At 58.1% G+C, this 19829-nt stretch carries 18 protein-coding genes and 1 pseudogene; 14 read left to right on the forward strand and 5 right to left on the reverse strand.

Annotated features, from left to right (window positions below; genetic code table 11):
* The first annotated feature begins 126 nt into the window (after positions 1-126).
* Positions 127-738 (forward strand): class I SAM-dependent methyltransferase, encoded by a 612-nt coding sequence (locus tag PKE98_RS26405; protein ID WP_271198470.1) that lies wholly within the window; start codon positions 127-129, stop codon positions 736-738.
* 63 nt (positions 739-801) lie between these two features.
* On the opposite strand, the gene PKE98_RS26410 is transcribed toward PKE98_RS26405, so the two are convergent.
* From PKE98_RS26410 to PKE98_RS26425, 4 genes are all read right to left on the reverse strand, one after another.
* A complete protein-coding gene (locus PKE98_RS26410) occupies positions 802-1098 on the reverse strand; it encodes a YceK/YidQ family lipoprotein (RefSeq protein ID WP_271198471.1) in 297 nt (98 codons plus the stop codon).
* The gene (gene ubiX / locus PKE98_RS26415; protein ID WP_271198472.1) at positions 1091-1720 is read right to left on the reverse strand and encodes a flavin prenyltransferase UbiX; all 630 of its coding nucleotides are present in this window, start codon (positions 1718-1720) and stop codon (positions 1091-1093) included. The genes PKE98_RS26410 and ubiX overlap by 8 nt, the downstream gene beginning before the upstream one ends.
* 3 nt (positions 1721-1723) lie before the next feature.
* Entirely contained in the window at positions 1724-3076 is a 1353-nt protein-coding gene (mpl, locus tag PKE98_RS26420; protein WP_271198473.1) for a UDP-N-acetylmuramate:L-alanyl-gamma-D-glutamyl-meso-diaminopimelate ligase, read from the reverse strand.
* A 207-nt stretch (positions 3077-3283) separates the two neighbouring features.
* Complete coding sequence (locus PKE98_RS26425) at positions 3284-5182, reverse strand: sigma-54-dependent Fis family transcriptional regulator (RefSeq protein ID WP_271198474.1); 1899 nt, start codon at positions 5180-5182, stop codon at positions 3284-3286.
* 290 nt (positions 5183-5472) lie between these two features.
* On the opposite strand from PKE98_RS26425, the gene exaC reads away from it, so the two are divergent.
* The 10 genes and pseudogenes from exaC to PKE98_RS26475 all read left to right on the forward strand — a co-directional run.
* Positions 5473-6993: an acetaldehyde dehydrogenase ExaC gene (exaC, locus tag PKE98_RS26430; protein WP_271198475.1), complete on the forward strand. Its 1521-nt coding sequence runs from the start codon at positions 5473-5475 to the stop codon at positions 6991-6993.
* Positions 6994-7327: 334 nt separating this feature from the next.
* Entirely contained in the window at positions 7328-8698 is a 1371-nt protein-coding gene (gene eat, locus PKE98_RS26435; RefSeq protein ID WP_271198476.1) for an ethanolamine permease, read from the forward strand.
* A gap of 144 nt (positions 8699-8842) precedes the next feature.
* Positions 8843-10237, forward strand: a complete 1395-nt coding sequence (locus PKE98_RS26440; RefSeq protein ID WP_271198477.1) for an ethanolamine ammonia-lyase subunit EutB — start codon at positions 8843-8845, stop codon at positions 10235-10237.
* Between the two features lie 141 nt (positions 10238-10378).
* Positions 10379-11206, forward strand: coding sequence for an ethanolamine ammonia-lyase subunit EutC (eutC, locus tag PKE98_RS26445; protein WP_271198487.1), 828 nt, complete (start codon positions 10379-10381; stop codon positions 11204-11206).
* Between the two features lie 126 nt (positions 11207-11332).
* Entirely contained in the window at positions 11333-11788 is a 456-nt protein-coding gene (locus tag PKE98_RS26450; protein WP_271198478.1) for a GNAT family N-acetyltransferase, read from the forward strand.
* Positions 11789-12023: 235 nt separating this feature from the next.
* Complete coding sequence (locus tag PKE98_RS26455) at positions 12024-12680, forward strand: DedA family protein (protein WP_271198479.1); 657 nt, start codon at positions 12024-12026, stop codon at positions 12678-12680.
* Between the two features lie 9 nt (positions 12681-12689).
* Complete coding sequence (locus PKE98_RS26460) at positions 12690-13502, forward strand: M90 family metallopeptidase (protein ID WP_271198480.1); 813 nt, start codon at positions 12690-12692, stop codon at positions 13500-13502.
* 112 nt (positions 13503-13614) lie between these two features.
* A complete protein-coding gene (gene ppa, locus PKE98_RS26465) occupies positions 13615-14142 on the forward strand; it encodes an inorganic diphosphatase (protein WP_271198481.1) in 528 nt (175 codons plus the stop codon).
* 215 nt (positions 14143-14357) lie between these two features.
* Entirely contained in the window at positions 14358-15560 is a 1203-nt protein-coding gene (locus PKE98_RS26470) for a tyrosine-type recombinase/integrase (protein WP_271198482.1), read from the forward strand.
* A gap of 70 nt (positions 15561-15630) precedes the next feature.
* Positions 15631-15889: pseudogene (locus tag PKE98_RS26475) on the forward strand (site-specific integrase); the annotation flags it as partial.
* A 28-nt stretch (positions 15890-15917) separates the two neighbouring features.
* Here PKE98_RS26475 and PKE98_RS26480 read toward each other — a convergent pair.
* Positions 15918-17009, reverse strand: coding sequence for a hypothetical protein (locus tag PKE98_RS26480; protein ID WP_271198483.1), 1092 nt, complete (start codon positions 17007-17009; stop codon positions 15918-15920).
* Positions 17010-17370: 361 nt separating this feature from the next.
* Here PKE98_RS26480 and PKE98_RS26485 point away from each other — a divergent pair, with 361 nt between their 5' ends.
* From PKE98_RS26485 to PKE98_RS26495, 3 genes are all read left to right on the forward strand, one after another.
* Positions 17371-17715 (forward strand): helix-turn-helix transcriptional regulator, encoded by a 345-nt coding sequence (locus tag PKE98_RS26485; RefSeq protein WP_271198484.1) that lies wholly within the window; start codon positions 17371-17373, stop codon positions 17713-17715.
* A gap of 70 nt (positions 17716-17785) precedes the next feature.
* Positions 17786-19204 (forward strand): YfjI family protein, encoded by a 1419-nt coding sequence (locus PKE98_RS26490; protein WP_271198485.1) that lies wholly within the window; start codon positions 17786-17788, stop codon positions 19202-19204.
* 113 nt (positions 19205-19317) lie between these two features.
* A complete protein-coding gene (locus tag PKE98_RS26495; RefSeq protein WP_271198486.1) occupies positions 19318-19647 on the forward strand; it encodes a hypothetical protein in 330 nt (109 codons plus the stop codon).
* The last annotated feature ends 182 nt before the right edge of the window (positions 19648-19829 follow it).

A 19829-nucleotide genomic window follows, 5' to 3' on the forward strand; every position in this document is an offset into this window, starting at 1 on the left:
GCAAGCTGCTGCACATCGCCTATGGTGTACTCAAATCGGGACAACCCTTCGATGTGCAAAAGGCGCTTGCCCACTGATGGGCAAGACGGTATCTACAGGGCCAAGACCGAACAAGGAGCGTTGCCCATGGGTTTCTACGACCGCCATATTCTTCCCCACCTGATCGACCTCGCCTGCGGCATGGGCGCGGTGATGAAGGCGCGCTCGCAGATCGTGCCCCAGGCCCATGGCCGGGTGCTGGAGATCGGCATCGGCAGCGGCCTTAACCTTGCGTTCTACGACTCGGCCAAGGTGCAGCAGATTGTCGGCGTCGATCCCTCGGCCGACATGCAGGCCCTGGCCCGCGAGCGGGCGGCGCGCATCAATATTCCGGTAGAAATGATCGCCCTGGAACTGGGCCAGATTCAGGCGCCCGCCGCGAGTTTCGACAGCATCGTCTGCACCTTTACCCTGTGCACCATTCCCGACGCAGTGGCTGCGCTCAAGGAAATGCGCCGGGTACTGAAGCCGGGTGGCCGGTTGTGGTTTTGTGAACATGGCAAGGCGCCGGATTTGCCCGTGCTGCGCTGGCAAAACCGCCTGACGCCCCTCTGGAAACCGCTGGCCGGCGGCTGCCATTTGAACCGCGATATGCCCGAGCTGATTGCGGCGGGTGGGTTCACGATTGGCGAATTGCAAAGCCGGTATTTGAAGGGGCCGAAGCCGATGACCTATGTGTATTCGGGGTGGGCGTCGTAGGGCGAATATCCGCCGCGTCGCAAATCGGTGTAACGGCGAATATCGCCGTTGGCGATAGTCGCCCTACAGCCCGCCGCTAACCCCCAACGAAAACCCCAACGCCGCCGCCAACGACAGTGGCAACAGCAACGTATCGAGCAACGCACTGGCCGGCAGGTCCAGCCCGACGTACCTCGGCGCCTCGGCACCAAAGCGGTCCAGCGGGCAGCACCCGCCGTTGAGGCTGTACCAATCCAGCCGCGTGCCGGCATACACCACCGGCGCGCCCGGCTTGGCCGCATTCAGTGTGCGGGACGTGGCGCAGCCAAACAGCTGCCCGGCCAGCAGCACCAGCAATACACCCCGCGCGGCCTTATTCATCACTGCTCAAATGGTGTTCGCCCCAACGCGGCAGCATGTCCTGGGGAATGTTCAGCACGTTGAGAATGCGCGCGACGACGAAGTCGATCAGGTCGTCGATGGTTTGCGGCTGGTGATAGAAGCCCGGCGCCGCCGGAAGAATGACCGCGCCCAGGTTAGACAGCTTGAGCATGTTCTCCAGATGAATGCTGGAAAACGGCGCCTCGCGTGGCACCAGAATCAATTGCCGACGCTCTTTGAGCGCCACATCGGCGGCGCGCTCGATCAGGTTGTTGCAGGCCCCGGTGGCAATCGCCGACAGGGTGCCGGTTGAACACGGCACCACCACCATCGCCCCCGGCGCGCCAGAGCCGGAAGCCACGGGCGCCATCCAGTCTTCCTTGCCATACACGCGAATCTGCCCCGGCGCGGCGCCGGTGTATTCGCAGAGAAACTGCTGCATGGCCTGCGGCTTGGCCGGCAAGGTGACGTCGGTTTCGGTGGCCATCACCAACTGCGCGGCCTTGGAAATCAGAAAGTGCACCTCGCGGTCTTCCTGCACCAGGCAGTCGAGCAAGCGCAGGCCGTATTGCGCGCCGGAGGCGCCGGTCATGGCCAGGGTGACGCGTTCGGGACCATTCATGGTTTACGCCTCCAACGCTGCGGCGAGTTTGCCATGCAAGCCGCCAAAGCCGCCGTTGCTCATCACCACCACCTGCGTCCCCGGCGTGGCCTGGGCTTTGACGGCGGCAATGATGGCCTCCAGCGAATCACACACCTGCGAAGGCACCGTGCAACCGGCGGTCGTGGCGGCCAGGTCCCAGCCCAGGTTTGGCGGCGCGAACCAGTACACCTGATCGGCCTGGGTCACCGAATCTGGCAGGCCATCGCGGTGGGCGCCGAGCTTCATCGAGTTGGAGCGCGGCTCGATAATGGCGATCACCTTGGCATCGCCCACGCGTTTGCGCAGACCATCCAAGGTGGTGGCGATGGCGGTCGGGTGGTGGGCAAAGTCGTCGTAGATGGTGACGCCTTTTACCTCGGCCACCTTCTCCATCCGCCGTTTTACGTTCTTGAATGCGCTCAAGGCTTCCACGCCTTGCGCCGGCACCACGCCCACATGGCGAGCGGCGGCCAGGCACACCAGTGCATTGGCCACGTTGTGCTGGCCGGTCAGCGGCCACTCGACCACGCCCTGGGGCACGCCCTCGAAGCTCACTTCAAAGCGCGAGCCATCGGCGCTCAGCAACTTGGCCTGCCACTGTGCGCCCTCGCCGGTGGTTTGCACCGGGGTCCAGCAGCCCATGTCGATCACGCGTTTTAGCGCGGTTTCAGCCGCCGGATAAATCACCAGACCTTCGCTAGGAATGGTGCGCACCAGGTGGTGGAACTGGCGCTCAATGGCGGCCAGGTCCGGGAAGATATCGGCATGGTCGAATTCGAGGTTATTGAGGATCGCAGTGCGCGGGCGGTAGTGGACAAACTTCGAACGCTTGTCGAAAAAGGCGCTGTCGTATTCGTCGGCCTCAACCACAAAGAACGGCGTGCCGCCCAGACGCGCCGACACGGCAAAGTTCTGCGGTACACCACCAATCAGAAAGCCCGGGCTCATACCGGCATGTTCCAGCACCCAGGCCAGCATCGAGCTGGTGGTGGTTTTGCCGTGGGTGCCGGCCACCGCCAATACCCAGCGGCCTTGCAGTACATGGTCGGCCAGCCACTGCGGGCCGGACACGTAGGGCAGGCCCTTGTTCAACACGTACTCAACAGCCGGGTTGCCGCGCGACAGGGCGTTGCCGACCACCACCAGGTCGGGCGCCGGGTCGAGGTGCGAGGGGTCGTAGCCTTGCATCAGCTCGATGCCCTGGGCTTGCAGCTGGGTGCTCATGGGCGGGTAAACGTTGGCATCGGAACCGGTCACCCGGTGGCCCAGCTCTTTGGCCAGCACCGCGAGCGAGCCCATAAAGGTGCCGCAAATACCCAGTACATGAATGTGCATAAACAACCTCGAACCGCCTGGAGAAACAGGCCGGCAGGTTACCGCAGGCGGGGGATGGGGGGTAGTGATGGCTCGCCGCGACGGGCGTCGTCACTTGGAAAGTTCTGGGTTCCCGCCTGCGCGGGAACGACGGAGGTTTTACCCAGAACACCGTCGTCCCCGCGCAGGCTGGGACCCAGAGTAGTGAGCCGAACGAAGCCGGCGAAATTAGGGCCGCTCAATCCCATGCTTATGCAACTTGCGATACAGCGTATTGCGGCTAATCCCCAACTGCTCCGCCGTGCGGCTCATGTGCCAATGCTGTTGGTTAAGCGTGGCAAGCAGCGTACTGCGTTCCGCCGCATTCAAAGGTTGCTCAGCCGCTAAAGCCGGCACCCGCGGCGCCTGGCGAAACTCGGCCGGCAAATCCCGCAGGCTGATGCGCTCGCCATCGCACAACGCTGCCAACGTACGCAGCACGTTACGCAGTTGCCGCACATTGCCGGGCCAGGGGTGATTGAGCAGCGCCTGGCGGGCATCGCTATCCAGGCGCACTGTCTGCCCGTGCGCTTCTTCGGCCAGCAGGTGTTGCAACAGTTGCTCGCGGTCACTGCGCTCGCGCAGCGGCGGCAAGCTGAGTACCAGGCCGTTGAGGCGGTAATAGAGGTCTTCCCGGAAACTGCCATTGGCCACGTGCTCGCCCAGTTCCCGGTGCGTGGCGCTGATCACCCGCACATTCACCGCTTGCGAGGTGCCGCCAATCGGCACCACCTGGCGCTCTTCCAGCACCCGCAATAACCGGGTTTGCAGCGCCAGCGGCATATCGCCGATTTCATCGAGAAACAGCGTGCCGCCGTCGGCCTGTTGCAACTTGCCGCTCATGCCTTCCTTGCGCGCGCCGGTAAAACTGCCGCCGCGATAACCAAACAGCTCGCTCTCGATCAGGCTTTCGGGAATCGCCGCGCAGTTGAGGGCGACAAAGGCGTGGGCCGAACGCGAGCTGGCCTGGTGAATGGCTTTGGCAAAAGCCTCCTTGCCGGTGCCGGTTTCACCATTGATCAGCAGCGGCACGTCCCGCTCGAACACCCGCAGTGCGCGGCGAAACTCGCCCTGCAGGGCCACATCGCCCAGGCACAGGCTGGCCGGAATGTCGGCCGGCGGCTGTTTGCTGGTCAACCGGCTGACGGCCGCCACCGGGCTGCGCGCCACCCCGCGCACCTGGGCAAATAGCGCGCGGCCAGTGCGGCTGCGCAGCGTCCAACTGCTGGCGAGGTTGGCGCGGCCGAGCAACTCGTCCAGGCGGCAATCGAAAAAGGCCTCCAGCGGCTGGCCGATCAGGTTGGCGCGGCTGTCGCCCAACAGGTTCATGGCGCTCTGGTTGACGGCGCTGATCCGCCCTTCGCCATCAAAGGCCAGCAACCCTTCGCTGAACAACCCCACGTACTCGGCCTGCACATGAAAGCGCAGCAACCATTGCCCTTCGAAGCGGCGCAGGAAGTAACAGCTTTCGATCATCTTGGCCGACAGGTTGACCAAAGCCATGGTGTGAAATTGGCTTTGCCGCGAAACGTCCTGACGCGCCGACGACACATCCAGCACCGCCAGTAACTCGCCCTGGCAATCGAATACCGGGCTGGCCGAGCAGGTAAGGCCCGTGTGGCGACCGCGAAAATGTTCGTCCTGATGAATGGTCAGGGCCTGGCGTTCCACCAGGCAGGTGCCGATGCCGTTGGTGCCCTCGCAGGCTTCGCTCCAATCCGCGCCCAGCCACAGGCCGGCGCGCTCGAACGTTTTGCGTTCGGAATTACCGGTAACGCTATTGAGGATGACCCCGCGCGCATCGGTCAGCAGCACCGCATGGCCGGCGCCGGCCAGTTGCTGGTACAGGGTGGTCATCTCGCCGCTGGCGATTTCCAGCACCTGCTGCAATTGCTCGCGGCGCTCCAGCAAGCGGCCATGTTCAAGCACGGTGGGCGCCATGGTCTGGCCGGGGTCCAGGTGGTAGTCCTGTAAACAGCGCAGCCAGGAGCGGGCGATGGAAGGGTCGGCCGCCGGGCCCTCGAACTGGGTTTTGCCCTGGGCCAGCGTCATCACCTGCTGGGTGTGACGGTTGAAATGACTCTGCATTGTTATTGTTCTCCGCAGTGTGCCGTCGGTTTGCCGCGGCCGGCTGAGCATAGCCTGTGCCGTGCGCGGCGGCTGTACCAGGAATGGGACAAACTGTCACCACCACTGTTGCACGACCGCCCATCAATCCGTTACGACCGCCAACGCGCTGCCGCACAGCCACTGTCAATCCGCTGGCATCCGCCGCGAAAGCGCATTCAGACGCCTCTGGCGCAGCCCTTGCTCTACGCTTAACCCAGCGCACCTGTGCGCACTCCCACATAACCATAAAAGGCCAGGAGAACTTCACCATGCAATACGCACATCCGGGCACCAGCGGGGCCATCGTTTCCTTCAAGAGCCGCTACGGCAATTACATCAACGGCGAGTTCGTGGCCCCGGTCGAAGGCCAGTACTTCACCACGACTTCCCCGGTAAACGGCAAGGCCATCGCCGAATTTCCCCGCTCCACTGCCAAAGACATCGACAAAGCCCTGGACGCAGCCCATGCCGCTGCGGATGCCTGGGGCAAAACCTCGGCCCAGGACCGCTCCCTGGTGCTGTTGAAAATCGCCGACCGCATCGAAGCCAATCTGGAGCTGCTGGCGGTGACCGAAACCTGGGACAACGGCAAGGCCGTGCGCGAAACCCTCAACGCCGACATCCCGCTGGCGGCTGACCACTTCCGTTACTTCGCCGGCTGCATCCGCGCCCAGGAAGGCAGCGCTGCCGAAATCACCGAACACACCGTGGCCTATCACATTCACGAACCGCTTGGCGTGGTCGGGCAGATCATCCCGTGGAACTTCCCGCTCTTGATGGCCGCCTGGAAACTTGCCCCGGCCCTGGCCGCCGGCAACTGCGTGGTGCTTAAACCCGCCGAGCAGACGCCGCTGGGTATCGCGGTGCTGATGGAGCTGATCGGCGACCTGCTGCCGCCGGGTGTACTCAACGTGGTGCAAGGCTTTGGCAAGGAAGCGGGCGAGGCGCTGGCCACCAGCAAGCGCATCGCCAAGATCGCCTTTACCGGCTCCACGCCAGTGGGCTCGCACATCATGAAATGCGCGGCGGAAAACATTATTCCCAGCACCGTGGAGCTGGGCGGCAAGTCGCCGAACATCTTCTTCGAAGACATCATGCAGGCCGAGCCGAGCTTTATTGAGAAGGCTGCCGAAGGCCTGGTGCTGGCGTTCTTCAACCAGGGCGAAGTGTGCACCTGCCCCTCGCGGGCCCTGGTGCAGGAGTCGATCTACCCGGCGTTCATGGCTGAGGTGATGAAAAAAATCAGCCAGATCAAACGCGGCGACCCGCTGGACACCGACACCATGGTCGGCGCCCAGGCCTCCGAGCAGCAGTTCGACAAAATCCTCTCGTACCTGGAAATCGCCAAGGGCGAAGGTGCCGAGCTGCTCACTGGCGGCAAGGTGGAGCAACTGGCGGGCGAGTTGTCGTCGGGCTATTACATCCAGCCGACGCTGCTCAAGGGCAACAACAAGATGCGCGTGTTCCAGGAGGAAATCTTTGGCCCGGTGGTGAGTGTCACCACGTTCAAGGACGAAGCCGAGGCGCTGGCCATTGCCAACGACACCGAGTTCGGCCTGGGCGCCGGGCTGTGGACACGCGACATTAACCGCGCCTACCGCGTAGGCCGGGCCATCAAGGCCGGGCGCGTGTGGACCAACTGCTACCACCTGTACCCGGCGCATGCGGCGTTTGGCGGGTACAAGAAGTCCGGCGTCGGGCGTGAGACACACAAGATGATGCTGGATCATTACCAGCAGACTAAAAACTTGCTCGTTAGCTACGACATCAATCCGCTTGGGTTCTTCTAAAGGCTCAAAGGCCCCTCACCCCCAGCCCCTCTCCCGCACGCGGGCGAGGGGAGCTAATACGCGTTTCATCGGCTAACGCTGATCCGCCCCCTCTCCCGCTGGCGGGAGAGGGCTGGGGTGAGGGGCGCTCTTAACGCACCATTTCGGCACCTGCCACACCTACCCAAAATCACCGACCAATCAGTCACTCTCACCCCCGCACCAAAAACGACCCACAGCCTTCCCAATCGCGACCTTTTCCCAGTAACTCGCAACATTTTGTTGCCGATGGCATGGCCGTTGCGTGATTGCCCCTGTCTTTCTGATCTGTTCAACACTCAGGGCGGGTACTCATATGACTACAACAACACAACTCAAACCCACGTTAGGCACCCTGCATTTATGGGGGATTGCCGTTGGCCTGGTGATTTCTGGCGAATACTTTGGCTGGAGCTACGGCTGGGGCACCGCCGGCACGTTGGGCTTTCTGGTCACGGCCTTGATGGTCGCGGCGATGTACACCTGTTTTATCTTCAGCTTCACCGAGCTGACCACCGCCATTCCCCACGCAGGCGGCCCGTTCGCCTATAGCCGCCGCGCCTTTGGCGAGAAGGCAGGCCTCATCGCCGGCCTGGCGACCCTGATCGAATTCGTGTTCGCCCCGCCAGCCATCGCCATGGCCATCGGCGCTTACCTGAATGTGCAGTTCCCGAGCCTGGACCCCAAGCACGCCGCCGTGGGTGCGTATTTTGTATTCATGACCCTGAACATTCTCGGCGTACGCATTGCTGCCACCTTCGAGCTGGTGGTGACCGTGCTCGCCGTGGCCGAGTTGCTGGTGTTTATGGGCGTGGTTGCACCGGGCTTCAGCTTCAGCAACTTCGTGTTGAACGGCTGGTCGGGCGCTAACGAATTCTCCTCCGCTTCCATCTCCGGCATCTTCGCCGCCATTCCATTTGCCATCTGGTTCTTCCTGGCCATCGAGGGTGCCGCCATGGCCGCCGAAGAAGCCAAAGACCCGAAACGCACCATTCCAAAAGCCTATATCAGCGGCATTCTGACCCTGGTGTTCCTGGCCGTTGGCGTGATGATCATGGCCGGTGGCGTGGGCGACTGGACCAAACTGTCGGGCATCAACGACCCGCTGCCACAGGCGATGAAAACCGTGGTCGGCGAAAACTCCGGCTGGATGCATATGCTGGTGTGGATCGGCCTGTTCGGTCTGGTGGCCAGCTTCCACGGCATCATCCTGGGCTATTCCCGTCAGTTCTTCGCCCTGGCCCGCGCCGGTTATCTGCCCAAAGGCCTGGCCAAGCTGTCGCGCTTCCAGACCCCGCACCGCGCCATCATCGCCGGCGGCCTGGTGGGCATCGCCGCGATCTACAGCGACGGCCTGATTAACCTGCAAGGCATGAGCCTGACCGCCGCCATGATCACCATGTCGGTATTCGGCGCCATCGTGATGTACATCATCAGCATGCTCAGCCTGTTTAAACTGCGTAAATCCGAGCCGAACCTGGAGCGCACCTTCCGCGCCCCTGGCTACCCAATCGTGCCGGGCATCGCCCTGGCGCTGGCGGTGGTGTGCCTGGTGGCCATGGCCTACTTCAACACCACCATCGGCCTGATCTTCCTGGGCTTTATGGCAGTTGGTTTCGTGTACTTCATGCTGACCGGCGCGCAGCGCGCCAGCGCGCCAGCGGATGCCATGCTCAACGGCATTTAGTAGTCGCTGTCTGGTAACCGATCTACCTGGGCCCGCATTGCGGGCCCAGTCTTTGCAGCAAGAACTTATCTGCGATGCGCTGGGCCAGCTATGGTTCTAGAACATGGCAAATGAGCTCTGCGAGCCAATTTGAAGGGAGTGCCTATGGCCCGTTTTTCTCATGCGGTGGGCAACGAAACCTACCGTTTCGACAGCCTCAAAGACGTAATGGCCAAGGCCAGCCCGGCCCGTTCCGGTGACTACCTGGCCGAAGTGGCCGCCAGCAGCGACGGCGAACGCGTGGCCGCGCAAATGGCCCTGGCGGATATCCCGCTCAAGCATTTTCTCGACGAAGCGCTGATTCCCTATGAACAGGACGAAGTCACCCGCCTGATCATCGACACCCACGACGCCGCCGCGTTTGCCCCGGTCAGCCACCTGACCGTAGGCGGGTTTCGCGATTGGCTGCTCAGCGATTACGCCAACGAAACCAGCCTGCGCGCCCTGGCGCCGGGGCTGACACCGGAAATGGCCGCGGCGGTATCGAAGATCATGCGCGTGCAGGACCTGGTGCTTGTGGCGCAGAAGATCCGCGTGGTCACCCAATTCCGCGGCACCCTGGGTTTGCAGGGCCGGCTCTCCACCCGCCTGCAACCGAACCACCCCACCGACGAGCCGGCCGGTATTGCCGCGAGCATTCTCGATGGCCTGCTGTACGGCAACGGCGACGCCATGATCGGCATCAACCCGGCCACCGACAGCATCGCGTCCATCTGCGCCATGCTGGAAATGCTCGACGCCATCATCCAGCGCTACGAAATCCCTACCCAGGCTTGCGTGCTCACCCACGTCACCACCTCCATCGCGGCGATCGAACGCGGCGTGCCGCTGGACCTGGTGTTTCAGTCCATCGCCGGCACCGAGGCGGCCAACGCCAGTTTCGGCATCAGCCTGAAACTGCTGCAAGAAGGCTACGAGGCAGGCCTGAGCCTCAAGCGCGGCACCTTGGGCAACAACCTGATGTATTTCGAAACCGGCCAGGGCAGCGCCTTGTCCGCCAACGCCCACCATGGCGTCGACCAGCAAACCTGCGAGGCCCGCGCCTACGCCGTGGCCCGCCACTTCAAACCGTTTCTGGTCAACACCGTGGTCGGTTTTATCGGCCCGGAGTACCTGTACAACGGCAAGCAGATCATTCGCGCCGGCCTGGAAGACCACTTCTGCGGCAAGCTGTTGGGCGTGCCGATGGGCTGCGACATCTGCTACACCAACCACGCCGAGGCCGATCAGGACGACATGGACATGCTCCTGACGCTGCTGGGCGTGGCGGGCATCAACTTCATCATGGGCATTCCCGGCTCCGACGACATCATGCTCAACTACCAGACCACCTCCTTCCACGACGCCCTGTACGCCCGGCAAACCCTCGGCCTGCGCCCGGCGCCGGAGTTCGAGGCGTGGCTGCAGCGCATGGGCATCTTTACCCAGGCCGACGGCCGCGTGCGCTTTGGCGAGCAGCTGCCGCCGGCGTTTCGCCAGGCGTTGGCGCAGTTGAGCTAATCGCCACATCAACGGATGAAACATCGACGCGTAGGAGCGAGCTTGCTCGCGAAGCTGTTGATCTGCAGCGGCAAAAGGTTTCGCCAGCAAGCTGGCTCCTACGAAGAGCAACACGTGCCATTGGCGGCCAAGGACGTAATCATGGACAACGACATCAAGGGCAGCACCGACAACCCCTGGCAAGAGCTGCGCCGCCTCACGCCTGCGCGCATCGCCCTGGGCCGTGCCGGCACCAGCCTGCCAACCAGCGCTCAACTGGATTTCCAGTACGCCCACGCCCAGGCCCGCGATGCCGTGCACCTGCCATTCGACCACGCCGGCTTAAGCGCCCAACTGGCCGAACGTGGCCGCCCCAGCCTGCTGCTGCACAGCGCCGCCGCTGACCGCCACAGCTACCTGCAACGGCCGGACCTGGGCCGCAAACTCAGCCCCGAATCCGCCCAGACCTTGCGTGACTACGCCCAGGCCAACCCTGGCGGCGTAGACCTGGCCATCGTGATTGCCGACGGCCTGTCGGCGCTGGCCGTGCATCGCCATAGCCTGCCGTTTCTGAAGCGCCTCGAGGAACAAGCCACCGCCGACAACTGGAGCCTGTCGCCGGTGGTGCTGGTGGAACAAGGCCGCGTCGCCGTGGCCGATGAAGTGGGCCAACTGCTGAATGCCAAGATGGTGGTCATCCTGATCGGCGAGCGGCCTGGCCTCAGTTCGCCCGACAGCCTGGGCCTGTATTTCACCTATGCGCCCAAGGTTGGCCTTACCGATGCCTACCGCAATTGCATCTCTAACGTGCGGCTCGAAGGCCTCAGTTATGGCATGGCGGCCCATCGCCTGCTGTACTTGATGCGTGAGGCGTGTCGCCGGCAGCTGTCAGGCGTCAACCTCAAGGACGAAGCCGAAGTGCATAGCCTGGAGGAAGAACATGCCCAGGACATGCGCCACAACTTCCTTCTCGATGCGCCGAAAGTCTAATGACTGGCGTCGGATCAAACGCTTGCTTGGATTGCGCTTTCTAGCGACCACAGGCAGCATCTCGGCATCGCTGGCACTGCCCATGCATCGCAAGCGAAGCCCAATTTCATTGCAGTCGAGGCCACTATGCGCATTGTCCAAGCCACCCTTGAGCACCTGGATCTGTTGACGCCGCTGTTCGTCAAATACCGCGAGTTCTATGGTGAGCTGCCCTTTCCGGACTCCTCGCGCAAATTCCTGGAAGTGCGCCTGCGCCGCAAAGAGTCGGTGATTTACCTGGCCCTGGCCGATGACGAAGACAAGCTGATGGGCTTTTGCCAGCTGTACCCAAGCTATTCGTCGCTGTCGCTCAAACGTGTGTGGATCCTCAACGACATCTACGTGGCCGAAGATGCTCGCCGCCAGTTGGTGGCCGACCGCCTGCTGCAAACCGCAAAAAAAATGGCCAAGGAAACCCATGCCGTGCGCATGCGTGTTTCCACCAGCGCCAACAACGACGTGGCGCAGAAGGTGTATGAGTCCATTGGTTTTCGCGAAGACACCCAATTCAAGAACTACGTACTGCCCATCAACAGCGACTGACTTAAAGCCTTCACAGGGCTGCGCTAGCCTCGCTCGCGGCTCCACGAGCGAACGCGGCGCCGGCAGGCGCACCATGGCGGGGCGCCTCTATTACGGCGATGGGCCACCGGTCGCATTAGTGGAAACGCGCTGCAACAAACTGCAGCGCGAGCCCTGGACCTTGCTCTTATAATGCCGACCGACCTACCGGCTATCGAACGCCAGTGCCTTTTTTCCCCAGCGCAATAGGCGTCATATGGAATTCAACCCGATTGATCTGATTCTGCACCTGGATAACTACCTGGCCGTGCTGGTAGCCAACTACGGTGTCTGGATCTACGCCATCCTGTTTCTGGTGATTTTTTGTGAAACCGGCCTGGTGGTCATGCCGTTCCTGCCCGGCGACTCGTTGTTGTTCATCGCCGGCGCCATGTGTGCCACCGGCAGCATGGACCCGGTGCTGCTGGCGGCGCTGCTGATGTTTGCGGCAATACTCGGCGACAGCACCAACTACCTGATCGGGCGCAACGTCGGCGAACGGCTGTTCAGCAACCCGAAATCGAAAATCTTCCGCCGCGACTACCTCAACCGTACGCACGATTTCTACGACCGCCATGGCGGCAAGACCGTCACCCTGGCGCGCTTTCTGCCCATCGTGCGGACCTTCGCGCCGTTCGTGGCCGGCGTCGGCAAAATGCCGTACCTGCGCTTTCTCGGCTTCAGCGTGCTGGGCACCGTGGCCTGGGTGGGCGGCCTGGTGACCCTGGGCTACTTCTTTGGCAACGCGCCATTCGTGAAAGACAACCTGTCGCTGATGATTGTGGTGGTGATCGGCCTGTCGCTGCTGCCAATGCTGATCGGCTGGCTGCACCACCGCCTGCGCCCGGACACCGCCGCCGACTCGGCCAACTGATCGCCGCCCATGTGGTTTCTGCGTGGCTGGCGCCAGCGCCGCATTCTCGCCAAGCACCCGATAACGCCTGAAAGCTGGGCCCGGGTGCTGCACCGTCTGCCGATTCTCGACGGCCTCGGCGAGCAGGAACTCAACCGCCTGCAACGTCGCGCCGTGTTGTTTCTGCATGACAAACACCTGACCACCCTGGCCGGCGTTGAACTGCACCGCGAAGACCGCCTGCACCTGGCGGCGCAGGCCCAGTTGCCGCTGCTGCACTTGCCGGATCTGGACTGGTACCAAGGCTTTCACGAAATCGTGCTGTACCCCGGCGACTTCGTCAGCCCCCAGCGCCACCGCGACCCCAATGGCATCGAGCACGAGTGGGACGGCGAGCACAGCGGCGAAGCCTGGCTACGCGGCCCAGTCATTCTGGCCTGGCCGGGCGTGCTCAGCAGCGGCGGTTGGGATGCCTACAACCTGGTGATCCACGAACTGGCACACAAACTGGACATGCTCAACGGCGACGCCAATGGCCTGCCGCCGCTGCACCGCAACATGCGCCAGCAAGACTGGGCGAGCGCCATGCAGAGCGCCTACGACGACCTCAACGCCCAGCTGGACCACAATCCCGACGCCGAAACCGCTATCGACCCGTACGCGGCGGAGAACCCGGCTGAGTTCTTTGCGGTCACTAGTGAGTACTTTTTCAGCGCACCGGATCTGCTGGTACAGGCTTACCCCAAGGTGTACCAGCAACTGCAGTTGTTCTATCAGCAAGACCCATTGGCGCGCCTGCACAGCCTGCACGCGCACCGTTTGAACGACACAAACGCGACCTAAGGCGCAGACGCCATGCATGGTAACCGCAAGCGTTTATGCCTATAATCGCGCCCACTTTTTGGCCGGCACACGCTGCGCCAAACCTGATTGGCCAACCAAGGGAAGCGAACCCATGAGCTACAGCAAGATCCCGGCCGGCAAAGACCTGCCGAACGACATCTACGTCGCCATCGAGATTCCGGCCAACCATGCGCCGATCAAATACGAAATCGACAAAGACAGCGACTGCCTGTTCGTCGACCGTTTCATGGCCACCCCAATGTTCTACCCGGCCAACTACGGCTTTATCCCCAACACTCTGGCTGACGACGGTGATCCACTCGACGTGCTGGTAGTAACTCCTTACCCGGTAGCCCCTGGCTCGGTAATTCGCGCACGTCCGGTTGGCGTATTGCACATGACCGACGAAGCCGGTGGTGACGCCAAACTGATCGCCGTACCGCACGACAAGCTGTCGCAGCTGTATGTCGACATCAAGGAATACACCGACCTGCCCGCGCTGCTGCTTGAGCAAATCAAGCACTTCTTCGAGAACTACAAAGATCTCGAGAAAGGCAAATGGGTGAAGGTAGAAGGCTGGGGCAACGCAGACGCGGCCCGTGCCGAGATTTTGAAGGCGGTTGCGGCTTACCAAAAATAAGCCAAGGCTACCCACTAAAAACCGGCCACAAGCCGGTTTTTTTTATGCCAGAAATAATCCTATCCAGTCCGAAACCAAAGCTGCTAGCCTAGATAAATCAAGGGCTACAGCCATTCGCCCAACCAACCCAGTCCAATGCGATACAACCCCATCCGACGACAAAGTGGGGGGACAAGTGGGGGGACAAGCGGAAATGGCAACGCGGCAGGGACACGATGGGCAAGCTAAATCCGAAACAGGTCGAGAACCTGACAGAACCTGGCACCTACGAAGATGGAGAAGGACTTCGACTGGTCGTCAAACCCACAGGACGCAAGTCTTGGCTACTACGCTTCCAGCTCGCAGGTCGCCGTCGGGAAATGGGTCTAGGTTCGTACCCCGAGGTCAGCCTCAAGAACGCACGACTCGTAGCAAGCGCCAAACGTCGTCACCTGACAGATGGTGTTGACCCTCTTGCAGCAAGGGATCAGGAGCGCGCAGCCGAGCGCGAGGCTCAGCGAGCCCAAGAGGCAAAACAGCTCAAGTTTGAAGTGCTGGCAACAGATTACTGGATCGCCCACGGCGGGAGTTGGTCTGCGCAGTGGCGTAAAGGCTGGATGCGCAAGCTAGAGCTCTATGCATTCCCCCATATTGGCAAGCTGGCTGCCGAGCAGATCGAAACCGCGCATATCCTCAAGGTTCTGCAACCCATCTGGGCCACCAAAACCCGTACAGCTGACGAGGTACGCGGACAGATCGAACAGATTCTGGACGCAGCAAAAGCGCGCGGACTTCGTGAAGGAGAAAACCCAGCGCGGTGGCGTGGACACCTGGACAACTTACTCAGCCGGTCGGAAAAGAAAAAAGCTCGTAAGCGCGAGCACTTCCCCGCAATGCCGTGGCAAGACGTACCAAAGCTAATGCATCAATTGAAAGCGAACATGACAGCGCCATCTCTTGCCGCACAATTGCTGATCATGACCGCCGCGCGCTCGCACATGGTTCGATTCGCACGCTGGGATGAATTTGATTTTGAAGCTCGTACGTGGTCACTTCCCGACGAGCGTATGAAAATGCGCGTCGCCTTTGTAATACCACTTGCTAACGAGGTCATTGACTGCCTGCGAGGTATTCCACGTATAGAAGGCAGTCCATTCTTATTCCCTGGTCAAGGTAAAAGCGGTGTAATGCATGTGAATGCTATCCGCACCCTACTACATGATATGGGATATAAATCTATTACGCGACATGGTTTCCGCTCATCATTTCGCGACTGGGCTGGTGAACGTACACACTACGCACGTGAAGTTTGTGAAATGGCACTTGCACATGACGAACGCGATCAAACTGAAGGAGCATACTCCAGGTCTGACTATCTAGATAAGCGCAGAGAATTAATGGAAGACTGGGCGAAATACCTGAACACAAAAACATTATAACCCCTAGGAGCAAATGCAGTGACGCCAACATCAAACGACTTAAAATATAAAAAAACGTCAGTCAGACAATGGAGTATTTAGTAACCGCAGCACCAAGGCAGAGGCCCTTTATCTGAAAGGCGGGAAGTGGAGACCTCATGACCTGAGACGAACCGGCGCGACAACAATGACAGCCTTAGGCTGTCCTACCCGAAGTTGCCGAGAGATGCCTAAACCATACAGAGGAAAACAAAGTCAAAAGAACCTATCAAAGACATAGCTATTCAAAAGTAATGTCTGAAGCATGGGATTTACTAGGTGCGCATCTACAAAAAATCACATCAGTATAAATAGAGATCACACAAACTAGGCGCTACTTTATTTCAATAAAGCTCTTGCAGCCTTGTTCTCGATTAAAAAATCCCAGATAAACTGACGCAAATCCCCCAAACTAAAAATATCACCAATACCCAAACTTGAAATTTCGCTCAATACATTCTCTGTTATCTTTCGTGCAATCTCATATTGCTGATCATGCTTGCCATATAATTTTTTATTTTCAAGAACCTTCAGAATAACAGACTCTACCTTCTTAATCTCATCTGACTTAACATGACCTCTCCTACTCGCACCTCCCCCCTTAATGGCACGGGCCCTCAATTCTGGCGAAACTTCAGCATAAATCTGCTCAAGAAAAGCTATAAATTTCTCAGCACGCAAACACTCGGCTGAAAAATCATCATGTTTCTCTTCGCACAAACGACGATATGCACTCGCGAGACTGAAACGAACAATAGTAATAAGATCCTTCTCACGAAGATAACTTCTACCAGGCTTTTCTGCCTTGGAACACAAGTCATCTAAATATAAAGAAAAATTATCAACCCTATCTATTTCCCCCGCAGCCGCTTCAATCATTGACTGCATAAACTCTGAATACATTCCAACCCCATCAAAGTATCCAGGGTACATATCCAACGCGGCTCGCGCGCGATGACAGAGCGCATCAAATGCTCCATAAGACTCCATTTGACTTTCCTTAATTTCTTTTTCAGCAACTTTACGCCTCTGGTGATGAATCCAGTCATTCAAAATACTTAACGAACTGCATTCACCAATGCGAACCTCATCGCTATCCAATTTGGCTACTTCGTCCCAGGCCTCTCGTATAGAAACCCACTTAAAACCAGCAGCCTCTATGTCACCACCCGAATATTTCATCAGAAAGTTAACAAGCGTGCCGCCCTTAAAAAATATCAAATGAACGGGAATCTTAATAAACTCGGCGCTAATACAGAAATCCTCACACAATAGATAGCGCACGAACTTGCTTGGTGAATAATCTGAATTATGTTTCCATCTTAAAAACAAACCCTCCGAATAATTTACGTCCTTACGCATCAAAACCTCAAAAGAGTCATTAGTAATTAATGCCCCGTAATGACCAGCTTCTGGCACTGCAAGCTTCATCAGCCTATCTCCTCAATTCCCGACCAAGCCTAGCACTCACCATATTCCCATAAGACCAGCTTCTCATGCGGAACAGGCCTTCAGCTTCCTTCAGCACTATCTGAACCCACGCCCAGGGGCGGCCCGCTTTCTTCATTGAAAATAAATAGAGGAAGAGCCAAAAGCCTGCGATAGCTGCGACAGCTATCGCAGCTATCGCAGGTATTGGACACCTGATCCTGAGCCAACCGCGCCAGCCACTACCACACAAGAACATGATAATCAATACCTATGCTTGCAGGTAAAAAATTCCAGCTAAGTAGAGCAAGTGAACGCGAAAGGTCATAGGCATAGCATCGCCTCACCAAATCGGAGGCAAAAAATGGCTGACAAACCCGAAGTCGAGGCGACGACTGTTGAAAGGCATGCAACCTTTCTTCATCAAGCCGAGCGTTACACAAATGCACACAACTCGATATCCGAGCTACGGATAAAGGAGACGAGCACACATGCAGAGGTAGTATCAAAAACCCAAATAATTCGGTTAAGCCAACTCACTGAGATGCTTTCAATCTCACGCTCCTGCGTATATGACTGGTTAAACCCAAGATCACCGAGGCACGATCCATTCTTTCCGAAACAAATTCGGCTATCCGGACGAAAAAACGGCGGTGCAGTCGGCTGGCGATTGGAATCAATCATGGCATGGCTCGACAGCCGCGGCTAACCATCAAGAAATGGAAAACATGGTGCCTTGAAAAAGCATCACGGAAATAGAATCTGAAAGAGACACTGACATGAACCAAGAAGCCACAAATAAAACAATCCTCACAGCACTAAATGAGTTCCCCCTACTGAAAGAATTTATTGTTGAAGTAGCCGAAACCACACAAGCTCCGCTTGAGCTAGCCCTAGCTTCAGCCCTATCAACAATCTCAATGCTGTGCCAGCCATTAATAGATGTAAAAAGACCAGGAAATATGATCGGACCAGTTTCACTTTTGATCATTAGCATTGCAAGCTCTGGCGAGAGAAAGTCAACAATCGAGAGTATTTTTCTAGGATATATTCGGACATATGTAAAGAATGCGTTAATCATGCACAGGAAAGAACTACTCGTCTGGAATATTAAATTGGAAGTTTGGGAGGCACGAAAGCGGAAAATTATCAAAGACATGAGCAACACGCCTCAAACAGAACCAGAACACCAATTGCATGAAATTGAGCTGCTACGCCATCAAGAACTAAAACCTGAAAGACCACGGGCATTCAACCCGTTTTATGAAGACGCTACTACAGCAGCCCTTATAAAGGGCATGCGACTTGACATGCCTTGGGCAGCACTAATGTCTAGTGAAGGGATTTCGGTTTTAAAAGGCGTATTCAATGATTTCGGTAAGATTAACGCATTATGGACCGGAAGCACTATAGACGTAGCAAGAGCAACTGTTGAAGGCTGTTCGCTAAATGATGCAAGGTTGACTTTAGGGATTATGATTCAGCTCGAAGTATTAAAGGAGTATCTAGAGGGCAAAGGGGATCTTGCTAGGTCTGTTGGATTACTATCTCGCGCCTTGGTTTTTCATCCAGAATCGACTCAGGGAACGCGCTTCATCAAGAGCAGATCTATCAACAAGGAAATTGTCGAAAGATATAACGAACGCGCGCACAACCTGCTTGAAAAAGTCATGCACCGTCTACGCAATACTTCCGAAGAAAAGAAAATAATAAATTTATCAACCAGTGCAGCTGCGTATTGGACTGAATCATACAACAAGATAGAGTCAGAACTGCAAGTAGGTGGCACATATGAAAGATCTAAGGATCATGCCTCTAAGCTCAGCGAGAATATTGCTCGTGTAGCTGCACTTTTGCATTACTTCGAATTCGGCGAAGGGCTTATCACCCTAGAAGAGCTTCAATCGGCAGAAAAAATTGTCCTCGAATGTTCAAAAACCTTTCGAAATGAATTTACATTTATGCCAAAAATTATCAGTGACTCAGAAATTTTATTCGCCTGGATGCAATCTAACTGCAAAAGCTCGAATATATTTAACTGGATTGATAAAAACGACATACTCCGAAAAGGCCCATCAAAGTTTCGCGTAGTTTCGAAACTCAACCCCACATTAGACTGCTTAGCAGCCTCAGGAAAAATAATTGTGCATGATAAAATTAGACCAGTCCGAATAGAGATAAATCGAAGTTTTTTATAACTTAGCACTTCTACCACCGGCCTTGCGCCGGTGTTTTTTTACTTGTAATACGATTCGAAAAAATCTCAGTCACACATTACTGCCATGACATCACCACCAAGAAGGTTCGTCCCATGTCATTGCACTGCCCTCGCTGTCACTCACCCAAAGTCGCTTCTTTCCATCACGCCATGAAAATCGGCGCGGCCATCGGCACCGTGGGTGGTGCTGCGCGTGGCGTCAGCGCCGCATTGGCTGGTGGCCAAGCAGGTGCGCTTATTGGCGCTTTCGGCGGTCCTGTCGGGATCACCCTCGGTTCGGTATCGGGTGCCATCCTCGGTGGCCTGGCCGGCGGGGTTGGCGGTTGTGCGCTCGGCGCGCAGCTGGGCGATACGCTCGACCGCCACGTATTGGCCCACAACCTCTGCTTGCTCTGCGGTCACCGCTTCAATCTGCCGGCCTGATCTGGCCGCACCACACCTTTTCTATCCATATCGTCCGGACGGTGCTGCGCTGTGCGCGGCGCTTTATGCCGGCCTGCACCCAAAGGTAAGCGCTCCATAAACCCCACCTCCCGCTGGTGGGGTTTTGCGTTTTAAAGTGGCGTTGTGGGTTTGCAGTTCCACGGCAGCAGCGCTTCGTAGCC

This window comes from Pseudomonas turukhanskensis, from assembly GCF_027922365.1.
In the GTDB taxonomy this organism is placed as follows: domain Bacteria; phylum Pseudomonadota; class Gammaproteobacteria; order Pseudomonadales; family Pseudomonadaceae; genus Aquipseudomonas; species Aquipseudomonas turukhanskensis.

Bases quoted from the DNA above. Each gene is read 5' to 3' on its own strand.
- PKE98_RS26405 (WP_271198470.1), top strand. From the start codon at position 127: ATGGGTTTCTACGACCGCCATATTCTTCCCCACCTGATCGACCTCGCC.
- PKE98_RS26410 (WP_271198471.1), bottom strand. From the start codon at position 1,098: ATGAATAAGGCCGCGCGGGGTGTATTGCTGGTGCTGCTGGCCGGGCAG.
- ubiX (WP_271198472.1), bottom strand. From the start codon at position 1,720: ATGAATGGTCCCGAACGCGTCACCCTGGCCATGACCGGCGCCTCCGGC.
- mpl (WP_271198473.1), bottom strand. From the start codon at position 3,076: ATGCACATTCATGTACTGGGTATTTGCGGCACCTTTATGGGCTCGCTC.
- PKE98_RS26425 (WP_271198474.1), bottom strand. From the start codon at position 5,182: ATGCAGAGTCATTTCAACCGTCACACCCAGCAGGTGATGACGCTGGCC.
- exaC (WP_271198475.1), top strand. From the start codon at position 5,473: ATGCAATACGCACATCCGGGCACCAGCGGGGCCATCGTTTCCTTCAAG.
- eat (WP_271198476.1), top strand. From the start codon at position 7,328: ATGACTACAACAACACAACTCAAACCCACGTTAGGCACCCTGCATTTA.
- PKE98_RS26440 (WP_271198477.1), top strand. From the start codon at position 8,843: ATGGCCCGTTTTTCTCATGCGGTGGGCAACGAAACCTACCGTTTCGAC.
- eutC (WP_271198487.1), top strand. From the start codon at position 10,379: ATGGACAACGACATCAAGGGCAGCACCGACAACCCCTGGCAAGAGCTG.
- PKE98_RS26450 (WP_271198478.1), top strand. From the start codon at position 11,333: ATGCGCATTGTCCAAGCCACCCTTGAGCACCTGGATCTGTTGACGCCG.
- PKE98_RS26455 (WP_271198479.1), top strand. From the start codon at position 12,024: ATGGAATTCAACCCGATTGATCTGATTCTGCACCTGGATAACTACCTG.
- PKE98_RS26460 (WP_271198480.1), top strand. From the start codon at position 12,690: ATGTGGTTTCTGCGTGGCTGGCGCCAGCGCCGCATTCTCGCCAAGCAC.
- ppa (WP_271198481.1), top strand. From the start codon at position 13,615: ATGAGCTACAGCAAGATCCCGGCCGGCAAAGACCTGCCGAACGACATC.
- PKE98_RS26470 (WP_271198482.1), top strand. From the start codon at position 14,358: ATGGGCAAGCTAAATCCGAAACAGGTCGAGAACCTGACAGAACCTGGC.
- PKE98_RS26480 (WP_271198483.1), bottom strand. From the start codon at position 17,009: ATGAAGCTTGCAGTGCCAGAAGCTGGTCATTACGGGGCATTAATTACT.
- PKE98_RS26485 (WP_271198484.1), top strand. From the start codon at position 17,371: ATGGCTGACAAACCCGAAGTCGAGGCGACGACTGTTGAAAGGCATGCA.
- PKE98_RS26490 (WP_271198485.1), top strand. From the start codon at position 17,786: ATGAACCAAGAAGCCACAAATAAAACAATCCTCACAGCACTAAATGAG.
- PKE98_RS26495 (WP_271198486.1), top strand. From the start codon at position 19,318: ATGTCATTGCACTGCCCTCGCTGTCACTCACCCAAAGTCGCTTCTTTC.